The sequence below is a fragment of the Pseudoxanthomonas koreensis genome, assembly GCF_041890415.1.
Taxonomy (GTDB): domain Bacteria; phylum Pseudomonadota; class Gammaproteobacteria; order Xanthomonadales; family Xanthomonadaceae; genus Pseudoxanthomonas; species Pseudoxanthomonas koreensis_A.
Window position 1 is genome coordinate 2,794,109 of record NZ_CP169056.1, and the last position, 16,091, is coordinate 2,810,199.

Genomic DNA, 16,091 nt, shown 5'->3' on the forward strand with positions numbered 1-16,091 from the left:
CGCCTGCCACTCAGGCGGCCGCCGAGACCCCTTGCAACGGCAACAGGATCCGGAACGTGGCGCCCTGCCCCGGGGCGCTGTCCGCCTCCAGTCTCCCGCCGACGGCCGCCACGACCTGGCGCGCCACCGCCAGGCCCAGGCCGGTACCGGCGCCGGGTGGCTTGGTGGTGAAGAACGGCTCCATGCAGCGGGCCAGCACATCCGGCGTCATCCCAGCGCCGCTATCGCTCGCCTCGATGCACACCCAGCGGCCAGTCCCCTCCGGCGCGCGCACGTCCTGCCGCAAGGCCAGGGTGAACCGGCCGCCGTTGGGCATTGCCTGGTCCGCATTGCTGGCCAGGGTCAGCACCACCAGTTCCAGTTGCCCGGGATCGAACCGGACCGGCAGGCGTTCCCCACCCTCGCCGGCATCGACGCTGACCACCACCCCGGGATGGAATAGCGGGCGCACCATCGATTCCATGCGCAGCAGCGCCGCGCGCAGGTCAAACACCACCAGGTGGGCAGGCTCGTAACGGCTGAAATCCAGCAGCCTGCGACTGACCTCGCCCGCGCGCCGGGCGGCCGATTCGACGCCCTGCAGTGCGTGCAGCAACTGCTCGGGGTCGCGGTTGCGCTGTCCGCGCTGCGCATGGCTCAGGATCAGCCCGAGCAGGTGGTTCATGTCATGGGTGACGCCGCTGGCGAGCCGTCCGACCGCTTCCAGTTTCTGCGCATGCACCAGTTGCTGGCGCGATGCCTCCTTCTCCTCCATCTCCAACTGCAGGCGGTCGCGCGCCTGGGCCAGGAGTTCGTTGCGGCGGCGCAGCGCCGTCAGGCTCTCGCGATGCCCGGTGACCGTGCGGTCCAGGAGGGCCGCCACCGCAGTCAAGCCGACCCCGGTGAGCATGGCCAGGCCTGCAATCTGCCTGCCCATCACCGGGTCGAAGAAGAACCGCGCCGCCTCACGCCATGCCCCCAGGGCGATGACGGTCATCGTCGCGCCTGTCACCAGCCACAGCGCGCGGCGCCCCAGCAACAGCCCGGCCACCAGGACCGGAAGGATGTGCACCAGTTGCGAGCCCAGGTGGATGGTCAGGCCCCAGCGCAGGTACAGATGCGCCAGCACCGACAGGCTGGTGACGATGAAACCCAGCGCGGCCATGCGGAACTGGCCGAGCCGCGCAGCCACCAGGAACACCACGATCAGGGCGGTGTTCAACAGGCTCACGATCATGCCGGTGCGATCGCTGGCAAAGCCCGCCTGGACACCGAAGACACCCAGCAGCATCAGCGGGTGGTACACCGCCATGATCAGCAGCACGATGCCCAGCGTCGCTGCATCGCCGCGTTCGACCAGCGTACCCGGCGGCTGCATCGCCTGGCCCAGGGTGCTCCGGAAATTGTGCAGGCGGGACCAGATGCTCATAGATCAGGGAAGAAAGCCATTGCGGGAAAGGCGCGGATCAGTCGGTTCTGGGCGGCAACAGGCAGAGTAATGCGAAACTGCTGGATCTGTCGGTGCGCAACGTGCGTGTGCACCGCCCCCCTGGCGCAATGGAGAACGCGATGTCCAGGCTGATGTTGGTGGTGGCGATGGTCCTGGCATGGCAGTCACCGGTAGCTGCGCAGACCTTGCCCGGGATGAGCCCGCAGATGACCGAAATGCAGCACTGCAGGGCGCTGCTCGAGCGGGCGCCGGCGCAGGCGCTGGCATTGGCCGACACCATCCAGGCACGCGCCCCCGGCAACCAGGAGGTCCTGGCCGGGGCACTGGGTTGCCGGATGCTGGCGTACATGTTCACCGGCAATCCCGAGCGCGTGGCAGCCACCGCCACCGAACTGGAAGCACTCCTCGACAAACCGGGCTTGCCCGACACCGGACGGGTCAATGCCCTGCTCGAACTCGCCCGGGCGACGGATTTCCTCGGCCAGCCGCAACGTTCAACCCTGCACCTGGAAGAAGCCCTGGCGCTGGGCGAGGCCATGCAGGCACCGACCGTGCGCCTCAACGCGCTGGTCCACCTGTCCACCACCCACGCCACGCTCCTGCGCGATCCGGCCGGGGCCGAGCCCTACCTGCAGGAAGCCATCGCCATCGTCGGCAGCCTGCGGCGGCCGGCACTGCCGCCAGACGTGGGCCTGCACCTCGGCTACGCCAGCATCCTGCTGGAACTGCAGCGGCCCGACGAGGCGCGCGTGCAGGTCGAGCACGCCGGACGCATCGTGCGCTCGCTTCCGGATGCCGAAGCACTGCGGTCGCGCGTGGTCGGCACGCGCGGCCTGGTGGAACTGGAAAGCGGCCAGCATGCATTGGCGCGCCAGCACCTCCAGGAGGCGCTCCGGATCCAGCAACGCCTGGGCGATCGTCTCGGCGAAGTCGCCACCCTCCTGTTCCTGGCCAAGGTCGAACTGCGTGCCGGCAAGCCCGAGCTGGCACTTGCGGGAACCACACAGGCGCTGGAGGCTGCCGAGCAGGGCCAGGGCGGCCCGCAGTTGCTCGACCAGGCACTGACGCAGATGATCGAGGTGCAGCGTGCGCTCGGCAATGAGGCCGAGGCCGCGCAACTGCAGCAGCGCTTCGACGCGATCTCCGCACGCAACGCAGCCGCGCTGGAAGCACCCGTCGAGCGCATGCGCCAGCGCGCCACGGCTGCCCCGAGCCGGACCGAAGACCTTGCCTGGCACCAGCGCGAGTTCGCCCGCAACAGCCTGCTGATGGTGCTTGGCGTGGCCGTGCTGGCCTGCGTCATCGCGCTGGCCCGGCTGCGTCGCCGCCAGCGCGGGCTGGCCGAGCTGGGCGGCATCGATCCACTGACCGGCCTGCTCAACCGCCGCGCCGCCACCCAGCGCATCCAGGCCCTGGCGCCGGCCTCCGGTGAGCGCCGGCATGCCCTGCTGCTGGTGGACGTGGACCGGTTCAAGGCCATCAACGACCGCCAGGGCCACGTGGCCGGCGACGGGATCCTGGTGCGCATCGCCAACGTGCTGCGCGGGGCCTGCGACGAGGACGACATCGTGGCCCGCTGGGGCGGCGAGGAGTTCCTGGTGGTCCGGCCGCACACCAGCCAGAGCGCGGCCTTCGCCCTGGCCGAACACCTGCGCGACCGGATCCAGCGGGCCGAGGGGCTGGCCGACGATGCCGGACTGGTCGTGACCGCATCCCTGGGCCTGGCCCCGTTTCCGTTTTTCCCCGATGCGGGCCAGGGCGACTGGCAGGATGCCTTGCGCCTGGCCGACCGCGCCCTGTACGTGGCCAAGCACGCAGGACGCAATGCCTGGGCGGCCATGTGGGGCTTGCCCGAAGGCTGTGGCGTGGACCTGCACGACGTGCGCGGGAATCCGGAGGCAGCGCTGGCGCAGGGGTGGATCGCGATTGGCGGCAACCGGCCGATGTCGTGGGCGCAACCGCGTACCACCAACGCCGACCCCGGCTCCGACGACAGGGCCGGGCTGGTGGGTGCGCCGGATCGGCGCGCGGGCCAGCGCCACGCGGGGTAATCCCGGGCCGCCAGGGCGCACGCACGCTCAGCGCACGATGAACCGCACCTCCACCCGGCGGTTGGGCAACAGGCATTCCAGCAATGCCGCCCGTGGCGTCACTCCGTCGCAGCGCTGGACCTGCTCGGTGTCGCCGCGGTAGCTGTGCGCGATCGTGTCGGCCTCGACGCCGCGCGCCAGCAGCAGCGCGCGCACCGTGCTGGCACGGCGCCCGGACAGGGCCTGGTTGTAGTCGAACCCCTGGCCCTGCAGGCGGTCGGCGTGGCCGACCAGTTCCACCCGTTCCAGCAGCAGGTTTTCGGCGGTGATCCGCTCCAGCGCGCGATCCAGGGTCTGCAGCGAATGGGCGCGGATGTCGCCCGCACCGTGGCGGTCGAACTCGAACAGCACGTTGGCCACCAGCGGCAGCACCGGTTGCGGCGCGGCATCGGCAGCCGGCGCCACTGCGCACTGCCGGGCGAGCGCCTCGGCATCGCCAACCCAGTCCTCGGCGATCTGGATGTAGGGCTTGGCGTGGCGCCACTGTTGCTGGTTGAACTCGTTGCCGGCGTGGACCAGTTCGACCTCGCCGCAGGCAACTGCCTGCTGTGCGCACTCGAACCCGGGCGTGCCGTGCAGCGCGCGCAGCCGCTTCCACAGGTCATCGCGCAGGTGGCGGGCATCATTCACCAGCGGCGTGTCGGTGGGCAGCGGCTCGGCACCTTCCTCCATGCCGGCGATCAACTGCACCGCCTGGTCAAGCGCCTGCTGCGGGAACGCGCTGCGGTCGTTGCGCGAGTATTCGTGGAAGGACACGTCCAGCCAGCACTGGGACTTGGACAGGTGATAGTCGCGCAGCGGCCGGCCGCCGTCGTTGAGCGCCTGGATCCGTGCCTGCGTGGCCTCGTACGCCAGCAGGTCGGCATGGATGGCAGCATCGCTGATCCGGTCCTGCGCGGGCGCCAGGCGCACGGAATCCGCGGCGTGGCCGGTAGCGGCCAGGGTGACAAGCAGCGCTGCGCACAGCAGGCGCATGCCGGGGTGGCGGATAACGGTCATGGTCATGGCCTTCATTCGGGGGTCGCCCCGTGGTGGACGGGGTCGCGGTAACGGGGCTGCTCCCTGCGGAACAGGTCCTCGTCGAACTTGAAGCGCAGCCTCAGGTAGGCGCCCTGCTCGGTGTATTCGTAGCCGGACAGGTCACGGTCGCCTGCGAAGCCGGTCCAGTTGTATCCGGCCGACAGCCACAGGTTCTGCCGCAGCAGGCGGCCGACCTCGGCACCGAAGGCGTACTGGTTGGCGCCGTGCTGGCCACGGAAGGTCGCCGCCATCAGCCCGACATCCCAGTTCTCGGTCACGTCGTACACCACCCGCCCGGACAGCAGCGTCGCGCTGAAGCGGTTGTCGACGTGGTTGCCGTCTGCCCAGGCAATGCGATCCTGCTGCCACTTGCCGGCAATCCGGCCGGTCAGCCACCACGGGCGCGACGGGTGCCAGTCGGCATGCATCGAGACGATGTGGGCGCGGCTGCGCACGTCCTGGCCGGCGACATCCACCACCCGGCCCTGGTCCAGGACCAGGCCGCTCTCGTCGCGCTCGAGCTTGTACTCGTAGCGGGCCAGGGCGTTGACTCGGTTGGTGTCGGTGTCGCGGAACGCCAGGCCGACCTGGAAGCGGTCCTGCAGCACGTCGCCCCTGTCGCGATAGTCGGTCGCCAGCAGGTAGTTGCGGGCCAGCAGGGTCCAGTCGCGGCCCAGCTTGCGCGCGGCCAGCAGCTGCACCAGGGTCGTGTCGAAGGCTTCATCCGGGTCGGTGCCGGCCACGTCGCCGGAGATCCGGTGCTCGACCCGTGCGCTGCCACGCCACAACGGGTTGGCGGTGTAATCCAGGCCGAAGGCCAGCCCGGTGGCGTCACCGGTGCTGCCGTCGTACACCTTCACGTGTTCGGCCGAACTGCTCAGGCGCAGGCCCGGGGCGACATCCCAGGTATGGCGGATGCCGGAGGCGGCCTGCAGGTCGCGCCCGTTCACCGCGTCGCGCATGCGGTACTCGCTGAACACCTGGGTGTCCTTGATGTAGCTGGTATCCACGCCGAACACGAATGCATCGGCCTGGCGGCCGGCCTCGGTGATGCCATAGGCGCTGGTCAGGCCGGTCTGCTTCTCGTAGCGGCCATAGATGCGGCTGCGCTCGAACGCCTGCCAGTCCAGCCCCACGGCCAGGCGATTGCGGTCTTCGCCGCGGATCTCCTGTTCCACTTCGGCGCCCACGGAAAGCCGCTCGCTCACCCGGTACCCCAGGCCGATGCGCGCGGTGTCCGATTCCAGTTCGGTTCCGACCGGCAGGCTGCTGGTCCATTCACCCTGTGCACCATGGCTGCCAAGCACCGGCAGGCCGGTCAGCGGATCCAGCGGCTGCGCGCCATAGCCCAGCGCGCCTCCACCGCTGCCCGTGGCCCAGCCGCCGGTCAGGCCGCCGGCATTGCCGAACGGCACCGCGGCCGACCATGGCGAGTAGGCGCCCACGGTCTCGCGGATGCTGCGCAGGCCCAGGTCCACGGTAAGCCTGTCGGTGGCGCCGATGCGCACGCCAAGGCCCCCGGCGTCGCGCTCGCCACCGTCGGGGTTGCGGTCCTCGCTGCGCAGCATCTCGACGTAGGGCTCGAAACGCGCGTTCACCTTCCAGGCCAGGCGTGCACTGTATTCGCCGCGGCCGCCATAGAGCGGCGAGGCCGGGTTGTTGAACGCCGGATCGGTGCGCGCGGCAAACAGGCGTGCATCCAGTGCCTGCCCCTCGTGGCCGAACTCCACCCGCCATGCGTCGCCCTCGACCTGGCCGCTCATGCCTGCCAGCCCGGGGGTGGCGAGCTGGTTGACCGGGTTGCTGTTGATGTCGCTGCGGGTGCGCGCAATCTCGGCGGCCACGAACGTGTTGTCACCGAAGCGGTAACCGGCATTGGCGCTGGCCATCCGGAACGCCGCGAACGGGTTGCGGTCATCGACCACCGCGGCACCGACCTCCAGCCGGTCGGTCAGCTTGAGCTGGGCATCGGCACCCAGGGTCCAGAACTTCTCCGTGCCCAGGTCCATCTCGTAGGTGATGCGCAGCGAGACCGGGTTGAGGTCGGCGTCGAAGGCCGGCATGAACTGGTTGAGCAGGATCCGCCCGGAGAACGGCTCGAAGCTGTAATCCACCAGTCGCGCCAGCGGGCGCACCTCGATGATGCGCGAGGGCTGGTGCCGGTCACGCACCACCACCTCCACCCGCTCGCTGCCCTCCAGCACGGCGTTGTTGCGCAGCGCATACGGGCCGCTGCCCTGGCTGGCGAACTCTTCGATCACCTGGCGCAACGAGTCATGGATGGCAAACGTGTTGCCGCGTACCCGCTCGCTTTCGAAATGCCAGCCCAGGCCGGTGGCGGTGCGGTTGTACGTGCCCAGGCTGCGCTGCGGGATCGGCCCGCTGCCGCCCACGCCGCCCACGCCGCTGGTGGTTGCCAGGGATTCGCCGGTCTGGAAATCGCCGTACAGCAGGTAGCTGCGGCCGTGGTCCACGCGCACGTACAGGCGCTCGGCCGAACGCGCATCGAAGCCGCGCAGCGACGCGTCGCCATAGACCGGGTAGAACTCCTCCGGGCGCACGTCGCGCAGCAGGCGCGAGCGCACTTCCTTGTCCGAATCGTAGGCGGCGGTGAGCAGGTACTCGCCCTTGATCCGGCCCTTGACGAAGAACGCCGTGCGCGCCGAGGCACTGGCCTTGCCGTTGCTGAACTGCCGGTGCCAGCGCCGGATCTCGCGCTCGAAGGCGTCACCGCGCTCGACCGGGGCGATCAGGTCGCGGTTGCCCTTGCGGCCGACGTTGATGATGCCCTCGATCAGGCCAGTGGCCAGCAGCTCGCGCATTTCCGGCAGGAAGCCGACCATGCCTTCGGCCGACTGGCCGCCGGCAGTGATCCGCAGCAGCACGTCCTGCGGATCGTGCGGTGCAACCAGGTCGAACTCGGCAACGCCATTGTCCACCGCCAGCTGGATGCCGGGGGTGACCCGGTCCGCGTCGGAGGCGCCCGGGCCGAATTCGTCCGTGCGCGAGCCGGGCAGGCGGATGCGGCCACCACTGTGCTCGATGGTCGCAAAGGCCTGGCCGGCCAAGGGCAGCCCATCGGCGCCCAGCAGGTGCATGCGCACGTGGACGCTGGACTGGCCGTCGGCCGGCACGCCGTCCCGGTCCAGCTCCACCCGGATCAGCGACACGGCACGGTTGGCGCTGTAGTCCACGGCCCCGGCGCGGGCATCCACCACCCGCGGTGCGGTATCGGCCGTGGTCGGCGAACGGGGGTACAAGGCATCGGCGCCACCCAGCACCGGCGTGAAGCGGGCACTGCCCGACACGTCCTGGCCGAGCGCCGGCAGGGCAATCGCCAAGGCGCAAGCCAGCGCACTCATCTGCCGCAAGGGCATGTGGACGCGGCTCATGGCTGCGCCTCCTGCCGGCCTGCGGCGGGCGTCACGGGTCGGGGATCCACGATCGGTCTCTGGTTGGCCGAATCGGTGGCCTGCTGCGGGCTGCGCGCCGACTTGCTCTCGAAGCGCAGTGCCGGCTGGCCGGGTTCGGTCTCGGGGGCACGCACCTCGCCCTGGGTGCGGCGGGCCTTGACCTGCTCGAGCACCGGGTTGGAACAGCTGCCCTCGATGAAATCGGCGCGGTGCAACTCGCCGTTCTTCAGATCGATGAACAGGCTGTCCGCATCGCCGAGGTTGCGGTTGCTGCTGGTGGTCAGGCGTGCACCGGCCGGCAGGGTGGACGGGTCCACCTTGAGCGTGTGGCTGTTGGGCGGCAGGCCGCAGTAGCTGTAATTGCCCTCCGAATCGGACACCATCCAGGTGCCGTCCTCGAAGTACATGCGCACGCCGGGGATGCCGAGCTCCTCGTGGTCCTGCACATGGTTTCGGTTGCAGTCCACGAAGATCTTGCCCAGCACGCAGCCCTCGCTGGCAAACACGCCGCCGCGCACGATGACGCGGTACTCGGCGGTGTTGGACGGCACGCTTCCGGGCAGCGGCGCGGCACCTTCCATGCAGCTGCCAACGCGCTGGCAGCCATGCGCCCGGGCCCGGTTGACGCCGTTGCCCTGGTCGGCGCCAACGCCCACGCGCAGCCGGTAGCTCAGGGTCTTCTGGCCCTGGGCCGGCAGCGGCCCTGCATCGAACACCAGCAACGGGCCGGGTGTCCCGGTCGGATCGGCGATGGCCACGCCATCCACGCGCGCGCTGCCACCGATGTAGGTGAAGCCGCGCGGCAGCCGGTCGAGCACGTCGACCTGGCGCAACCCGCCTCCGGATACGTGGCGGATGTCGATGGTGTACAGGACCATGTCGCCGATCTCGGCCACCGAGCGGTCGCCACGCTTGGCGATGCTCAGCACCGCCGCTTCCTGCGCCGGCAGTACTTCGTTGGGCACCCGGCACAGGTTCTGGCTGATCGCCGGGTCGCACTCGTCGAGCTCGTGCGGCCGCTGTTCGAAGGTGTCGCGCTCGCCGGGCGTGGGCGTGCGCGGGCTGTCCTCGCCACCGCCGGCCACGACCACGGCATTGTTCACCGGGCCATCGCCCAGTGCTTCGGGGAGCACGTCCACGGGCACGCGGATGGTGCCGGGGTGGCTTTCCCCGGCCGCCAGCTCGCGGTTGCTGATGCACTCCAAGCGCGTGGCGCCGGCAGCGCCTGTGCACGTCCAGCCGTCACCGGCCGGGGCTGCGGCAAGCACGATGCCGGCCGGCAGGCGGTCCTCGACCCGATAATCCGCATCGGTGGCACGCTCGCCGATGTTGCGCACGCGAATCGTGTAGGAGGCCGGCTCGCCCACGGTGAACACCTGGGTGTCGGCACTCTTGCTGACCACCACGTCCGGCCACGCCACCACCACCTCGCTGGGCAGGCGGCAGGCGTTGTGAGTGATCGCCGGATCGCACACCGGCAGCTCCGGCACCCGGTTGTCGAATGCGTTGCGCTCGCCGGCCGTCGGCAACGCCGGCTCAGGTTCGCCGCCGCCCTCCACCAGCACCGCGTTGTGCACCATGCCGGCCTCGCCGGCGGCTGCGCCGACCCTGACCGCGACGCTGATCACCGTGGAGGTGGCGCCTGCTGCCAGGACCGCGTCGCTGCGGCAGGTGAAATCGGACGCGCCGGTGTCCCCGGTGCAGTTCCAGCCTTCGCCGCCGGGCACGCCGGCCAGGACCACGCCGGTCGGCAGGCGGTCGCTGACCACGTACTGGCCGCTGGACGCGGCCTGTCCGGCGTTGCGCACCACTACGCTGTAGCTGGCCTGGGTGCCGGTGTACAGCACCGCCGGGGTGACCGACTTGCTGACCCGCATGTCCGGCGTATCGCCGATCTCGCCGAAATTGTTCTCCAGCGATTCACCGCCCGGGGGCAGCACGATGCCGCTGATGGCCGATGGCGTGGTGGACTTTGGAGTCGCATCGCCACCGAGGCTGCCGGGCGTGGTCAGGCCATTGAGCGTCTGTGGCGGCTGGGTCGGCTCGGTCACCGTGTAGGTGCCCGGGCGCAGGCCGTCGAAACGGTAGCGGCCCTCGCGGTCGGTCACGGTACTGATGCGCACCTGCGCACCGGTGTCGTCGGTGCCGGTCAGCACGACTTCCACCCCGGGGATGCCGGTCTCGCCCGGATCGACCTGGCCGTTGTCGTTGCGGTCGTTGTACACGCGGCCGGCGATGACGCCGCCACCGATCTCGCCGAAGTTGTTGGCGGTGGAATGCTGGTTGGGGCCCAGCAGGATGCCGCTGATCCGCGATACCGGGTTGGTGACCGGCGTGGCCGTGCCGCCGACGCTGCCGGCGACGGTCTGGCCGTTGCTGGTGCCCGGCGGTTGCTCCGGTTCGGTCACCGTGTAGTTGCCCGGCAACAGCCCGCCGAAGCGGTAGGCGCCCAGTGCATCGGTGACGATCTCGCGGGTGACGGCATTGCCGGCAGCGTCGATGCCGTTCAGGCGGATGGTCACACCGGGGATGCCCTGCTCGCCCGGGTCGATCACCCCGTTGTCGTTCAGGTCCAGCCACACCACGCCCGAGATCGAACTCTCGACCGGGATCTCGCCGAAGTTGTTTTCAACCGAATGCTGGTTGACGCCCAGCACGATGCCGGCGACGGCCGACGGCACGGTAGACCGCGGCGTGGCGGTGCCGGTGACGGTGCCCGCGATATTGCCGGCGACCGTTTCGCCATTGATGGTGCCCAGCGGCTGCACCGGCTCGGTGACCGTGTAGGTGCCCGGCGCGAGGTTGGTGAATGCGTAGCGGCCGATCGCATCGGTGGTCGTGGTCAGGGACACCACGTTGCCTGCGGCGTCCACGCCATCCAGGCGCACGCTGACGCCGCGGATGCCCTGTTCGCCGGCGTCGATCAGGCCGTCGTCGTCCGCATCCATCCAGACCTGGCCGATGATCGAGCTATTGGTCGGGATCTCGGCAAACAGGTTGTCGATGGACGCGCTGCCCGGCGCGGTGAGATCGATCGTGGCGATCGCGCTGGGCACGGTGGCCACCGGCGTGGCCGTGCCACTGGGCGTGCCGCCGACGCTGCCGGCGGTGGTGATGCCGTTGATGGTGCCGACCGGCTGGGTCGGCTCGGTCAGGGTGTAGGTGCCCGGACGCAGGTTGTCGAACGAGAAGCTGCCATCGGCCGCGGTGGTGGTGGTGTCGTTGACCGGGTTGCCCAGGTCGTCGGTACCGGACAGGCGGATCTCGACCCCGTCGATGCCCACGTCGGCCAGCACGTTCTGGCTGCCGTCGTTGTCGGTGTCGAAGAACACCACGCCGGACACGGATACCGGCACGGTCTCGCCGAAGTTGAACTGGGTGCCGTTGCCGGCCACCAGCTGGATGTCGTAGATCCGGTCGGTAGCGGCCGCATCACCGGCCGCGCCGGTCTGCACCTGGCAGGCGGGGCTGCAGGGCACGCCCGCGATCTGGCCGGGGGCGATGGCGCTGGGCAGGTTCAGGTAGCCCGCAGGCAGCAGCTGGCGCAGCGCATACGTGGCCGACGGACGCAGGCCCTCGAACCGGTAGCTGCCATCGGCACCGGTGAGCTGCACCGTGCCGCCATCGAGCGGGACATAGCCTGCAGCGACCGGATCCCATACCAGCAACTCCACCGAGGCACCCGGGATCGGCGTGTCCAGGGTGGCGATGTCGAACACGTCATCGCGGGTGTAGTCGGCGAACACGAAGCCCGACAGCGACACGCCCTGGTACTCGGGGAAATCGAACTGCACCGCGTCGGCGCCGTTGGCCAGCACGATGCCGGCGATGGTGCTGGTGGTGGCGGTGTTGGCCACCGCATAGGCACCACCGGCTGCGCTGGTGTTCACGCTGGCGCCATTGCGCACCGGCCGTGGCGTGTTGGGCTGGGGCTGGCCGTTGTCGTAGGCGGCGGGCTGCGCCTGCTCGATGGTGTAGCCGGCCGCATCCGAGGGCGGCAGGCCCACGAACTGGTAGTCGCCGGCTGCGTTGCTGGTCGTGGTCAGGCTGACCGCATTGCCGTGCGCATCGGTGCCGGTCAGGGTCAGGGTGACGCCGGCGATGCCGGTATCGCCCGGGTCCACATCGCCATTGTCGTTCGGGTCGAAGAACACCCGGCCACCCAGGCGCGCGGCTGCAGCCACCTGGATCGGCGAATCGTCGGTGTTGTTGGCCGGATTCGAGTCAATCGACACCTCGTTGCCGGTGGCATCGCGCCCGGGCTGCACTTCGGCATCATTGAGCCGGTCCACGCTGAACGGCGCGGCCGCCGAGCCGTCGTACACGCCGGGAACCGGACGCGCCCACAGGCTCACCGTCACCGTGTTGCCGGTGGCAAAACCTTCTCCAGGGCCGGTGGTACTGCCCAGGTCGCAAGTCACGGTCTGGCGCTGCGCAGGCGCGGTCACGCTGGCGGGACCGGCCGAGATCCAGCACACGTTGTCGGTGCCCGCCGGCGGCGCCGCCGCGGCCACGGACAGCGGCCCGGACAGGGTTGCGCCGGTGGCGACCGCCGTGGGCAGGTGGACGCCACTGTCCAGCCACTCGAAGCCCGGCGGCAACACGTCCACCAGGCGCATCTTCTGCACCGTGCCGGTGCCGTTGTTGGTCAGCACCACCTGGTATTGCACCGGCTGGCCCACGTCCACCGGCCCGGCGGTGAGCGTGGTCTTGGCCACGCCCAGGTCGGCGGTGGGGAAGATCGTGTTGTTGACCGAGGCCAGGTTGTTGGCGGCCTGGGCCGGATCCGGGTCGCACCTGCCCGAGGATTCGTAGACGTTGGTCTCGTCGGCGCAGACGTAGGCGCGGTTGCCGAACACCACCGGGCCGGTGGCGGTGCCGGTCATGGTCAGCTCCAGCTCGAAGCGGACCATCTGCCCGGCGTCCAGCCAGCTCTGGCCCAGGGCCGGGTCGAGCTGGCAGACCACATTGCTGTTGGCGCCGCCGGGCTGGGAGCAGCTCACGTTCTTGGCGACGAAGGCGAAACCGGCGTCCGGGCCGCCGGAGTTCAGGTTCTTCGGCGCGGTGGTGCCACTGTCCACCAGGGCGAAGCTGAAGCCGGCCGGGATCGGATCGAGGATGTCCGTCATCACGATCTCCTCGGCGCGCGAGGGACCGGCGTTGCGCACGGTGAAGCGGTAGCGCAGGGTGTCGCCCAGCAGGAACTGGGTCTGGCCGCCCGGGAATACCGCGGTCTTGGCCTGCTGCAGGTCGATCGCCGGCACTTCCACCGGGAAGGTGACGCTGCGCTGGTTGTTAGACAGCGCCGCGGCGTCGTCGCAGGCAGTCGAGACACCGACCGGCACGGTGCTGGTCTCGGTGCGGTATTCGCAGTGGGCCGCGCCCAGTTCCACCCACGCGGTGTTGCTCGCCGCCGGATACAGCACCGAGCCTGCCGCGCCGAGACTGCCGCTGGGCTTCTTGATGCGCGCGCGCACGGTGACGGTGCGGACCTGGTAGCGCTGCACCGGCTGGGTGTTCACGCACGAAACCCGGGTGATGTCGCCGGGCTGGGCGCTGGTGGAGCACGTCATCAGCGCCGCGTTGGACGGTGTCGCGCTCTCGAACTCATAGGCCGGCGTGGCCAGCGTAGGCGTGCCGGTGAACAGGTCGTCGACGATGGTGAAGTCGCCGGCCGGGATGACGCCCGGGCCCAGGTTCTGCGCGGTCAGGGTGAACTGGACGATCTCGCCGACCTTGGGCGTGGCCGGGACCACCGTCTTGGTGGTCATCGCCACGTCCAGGCGCGGCTCCACGTCCACCGCCGCGTCGTCGCTCATGGTTCCCGACAGGATCGCGTTGGGCGAGGTGAGGGTCGCGGTGTTGGTCAGGCGAGCGGCGCTGCCCAGCAGCGGCCGTGACACGTCCAGGCCGATGACGATGGTCTCGCCCGGATCGACGTTGCTGAAGCTGCAATTCAGGGCGCTGGTGCCGGCGGTGATCGTGGCCGGGCAACCGCTGGCGCCGGCTACGCCGCCACGGGTGACGGTGACCTGGATGTCCGGGGTGATGAAGCTCTGTGCGGGCGCACCGGGCGCGGTGACGTTGAGGATGCCTGGCAGGTTGTCGGTGAGGTTGAGGGTCGGGATGCGTCGCTGGCTCGCGTTCGTGGCCAGGTCCGGGGTGGCGACGGTGATCCGCCAGTGCATCTGGTTGTCGGTCGCGGCCAGGATCGGTGCGTCGGCCACCAGGTCGTGCCAGGCGATGTTGTCGACCGAGGATTCCTTGACGATGTCCACCGCTGCATAGCCGGAGACCACCGGCGTGGCCACCAGGCTGTCGCCGGCACCGGCGCAGTCGTTGTTGCCGTTGGGATTGGGGTCGGCCGGCAAAGGACCACCGCCGCCGAGCATGTTCAGTGCAGTGGCACCGGTGCAGGCCCAGTTGCTCAGGGTCACCGGAGCGCCGACGGCATCGATGGTGGTGGTGAAGGCAACCTGGCGCGAGGCGCCGACCGCCAGCGCACCGGCGACGGTGCTGGTGCAGACGATCTCCTTGGTACGACCATCGTTGGTGTACGGCGGATGGTTGGCCACGCCCGGGGAGACCGCGCAGCTCCAGCCCGGGGTGGAGCCGGACACCGTGACCACGTCGCCGGCCACTTCCTCCGGGCGGACGTAGTCCACGACCCGCAACGGGTTGGCGCCGGTGTCGTAGGTGGCCGCCGCCAGGCTGCCGACGTCGTTGGTCACGGTCAGGGTGGTGGTGATCGCGGTACCCGGTGCCCGCGGACCGCTGCCGGGCGACTTGCTCTTGGCCAGGCGCAGGTCGGCAAACGGCTCGGCGACCTGGTAGGGCAGCAGGATGGCGTTGTTGCCCGGGTTGGATTCGGCCATGCCCGCAGGCGGCGCGACCACCACCGGGAAGTTGCCGGCGGTGGCGGCGGCCGGCATGGTCAACGGCAGGGTGAAGCCCTGGGTGGCGCCGCTGGCGACCGCACCGGTGGTGCAGGTGACCCGGGTGCCGCTGACGGTGGTGGCGCCGACGGTCAGTGAGCCCGGTGCCTGGCTGCAGCCCGGTGGCAGAGCGCCGAGCACGAAACCGGCCGGGATGACGGTGTCGATGGTGCCGCCGGTAGCGGCCAGCGGGCCGTTGTTGCGATAGGTCAGGACCAGGTCCTGGCTGCCGTTGACCGGCTGGTAGGTGCTGGGGAAGCTGCCCTGCGCCTGCAGGTCGGTACCCGGCAGGGCGTTGTAGTTGACCAGGGCCAGGTTGTTGCCGGTGTCGCGGTCGAAGTAGCTGGTGTTGCCCGAGGCGATCGCCGCTTCGTTGGTGAAGGTGCCGTTGGCGTTCTGGGTGCCGGTGACGGTGATCGTGCTGGCGTTGAGCTGGGCGGGGGTGAACGGGCCGCTGTAGGTGCAGGTCAGGGTGCGGGTGCTGTTGGCGTTGGCAACCGTGTTGCAGCTGGGGGTCAGCCCGGAGAAGGTGCGGCTGGTGAGGGTGAAGTGCGAGGCGTTGCCGGGCAGGTTGTCGGTCACCACCACCGTGGCACCGGCGGGCACGTTGTTGCCGCCGGCGGCGATGTCCGGCGAGAGCACGAACACCACCGGGCTGCCGGCCACCGCGTCGCCGGCCGGCGTGGTCTTGGCCTTGCCGACGGTCAGGTCGCCACTGTTGCGGACGTTGGCCGAGACCGACGCTGCGGTCGGGATGGGCGTGTTGTTGCCGGTCGCGGTCAGGTTGAAGCCGCCAACCGCTGCACCGACCAGGTCGACGCTGACGTTGCCGCTGGCGCCCACGCCGCCGTCCGGAACCACGCAGGTGACGACCCGGGTCCCGCCGTCGTAGCTGCAGCCGCCCGGCAGGGTGCCGAGCACCACGTCGAGCTGGGCCGGGATCGCCAGGGTGAAGCTGTCGCCGCTGCCGGCCTGCACCCGCGACCAGTTGACGGTCGCCGGCACGGTCAGGCCCATGCCGATGTCCGGGGGCAGGTTGACCGAGTTCGGGACGATGCCCGCCTGCGCGGCCAGCGGCGCCAGTGCGGCCAGCAGGACCAAGATGCGGGCGCGGATCGCGCCGATTCGACCATGCGACATGCGCGCAGGCGAAAGGCTGCCCTGCGCCGTGGCCGGCGCCCTGTCGTGCTGCTTGTCCACGCTG

General features: G+C 70.1%; 5 protein-coding genes. 1 reads left to right on the top strand and 4 read right to left on the bottom strand.

Annotated elements, in window-relative coordinates; genetic code table 11:
* Positions 1 to 10 precede the first annotated feature (10 nt).
* Complete coding sequence (locus ACEJ41_RS12690; RefSeq protein WP_374012616.1) at positions 11 to 1,408, bottom strand: sensor histidine kinase; 1,398 nt, start codon at positions 1,406 to 1,408, stop codon at positions 11 to 13.
* Between the two features lie 140 nt (positions 1,409 to 1,548).
* On the opposite strand from ACEJ41_RS12690, the gene ACEJ41_RS12695 reads away from it, so the two are divergent.
* A complete protein-coding gene (locus tag ACEJ41_RS12695) occupies positions 1,549 to 3,480 on the top strand; it encodes a diguanylate cyclase domain-containing protein (RefSeq protein WP_374012617.1) in 1,932 nt (643 codons plus the stop codon).
* Positions 3,481 to 3,507: 27 nt separating this feature from the next.
* On the opposite strand, the gene ACEJ41_RS12700 is transcribed toward ACEJ41_RS12695, so the two are convergent.
* The 3 genes from ACEJ41_RS12700 to ACEJ41_RS12710 are packed head-to-tail and all read right to left on the bottom strand — an operon-like array spanning position 3,508 to position 16,087.
* Positions 3,508 to 4,524: an OmpA family protein gene (locus ACEJ41_RS12700; protein ID WP_374012618.1), complete on the bottom strand. Its 1,017-nt coding sequence runs from the start codon at positions 4,522 to 4,524 to the stop codon at positions 3,508 to 3,510.
* 5 nt (positions 4,525 to 4,529) lie between these two features.
* Positions 4,530 to 7,931 carry a hypothetical protein gene (locus ACEJ41_RS12705; protein ID WP_374012619.1) on the bottom strand — a complete coding sequence of 1,134 codons (3,402 nt, stop codon included), beginning with the start codon at positions 7,929 to 7,931 and terminating at the stop codon, positions 4,530 to 4,532.
* Complete coding sequence (locus ACEJ41_RS12710; RefSeq protein ID WP_374012620.1) at positions 7,928 to 16,087, bottom strand: SdrD B-like domain-containing protein; 8,160 nt, start codon at positions 16,085 to 16,087, stop codon at positions 7,928 to 7,930. Before ACEJ41_RS12710 ends, ACEJ41_RS12705 begins: the two co-directional genes overlap by 4 nt.
* Positions 16,088 to 16,091 lie beyond the last annotated feature (4 nt).

Bases quoted from the DNA above. Each gene is read 5' to 3' on its own strand.
- ACEJ41_RS12705 (WP_374012619.1), bottom strand. From the start codon at position 7,931: ATGAGCCGCGTCCACATGCCCTTGCGGCAGATGAGTGCGCTGGCTTGC.
- ACEJ41_RS12695 (WP_374012617.1), top strand. From the start codon at position 1,549: ATGTCCAGGCTGATGTTGGTGGTGGCGATGGTCCTGGCATGGCAGTCA.
- ACEJ41_RS12700 (WP_374012618.1), bottom strand. From the start codon at position 4,524: ATGACCATGACCGTTATCCGCCACCCCGGCATGCGCCTGCTGTGCGCA.
- ACEJ41_RS12690 (WP_374012616.1), bottom strand. From the start codon at position 1,408: ATGAGCATCTGGTCCCGCCTGCACAATTTCCGGAGCACCCTGGGCCAG.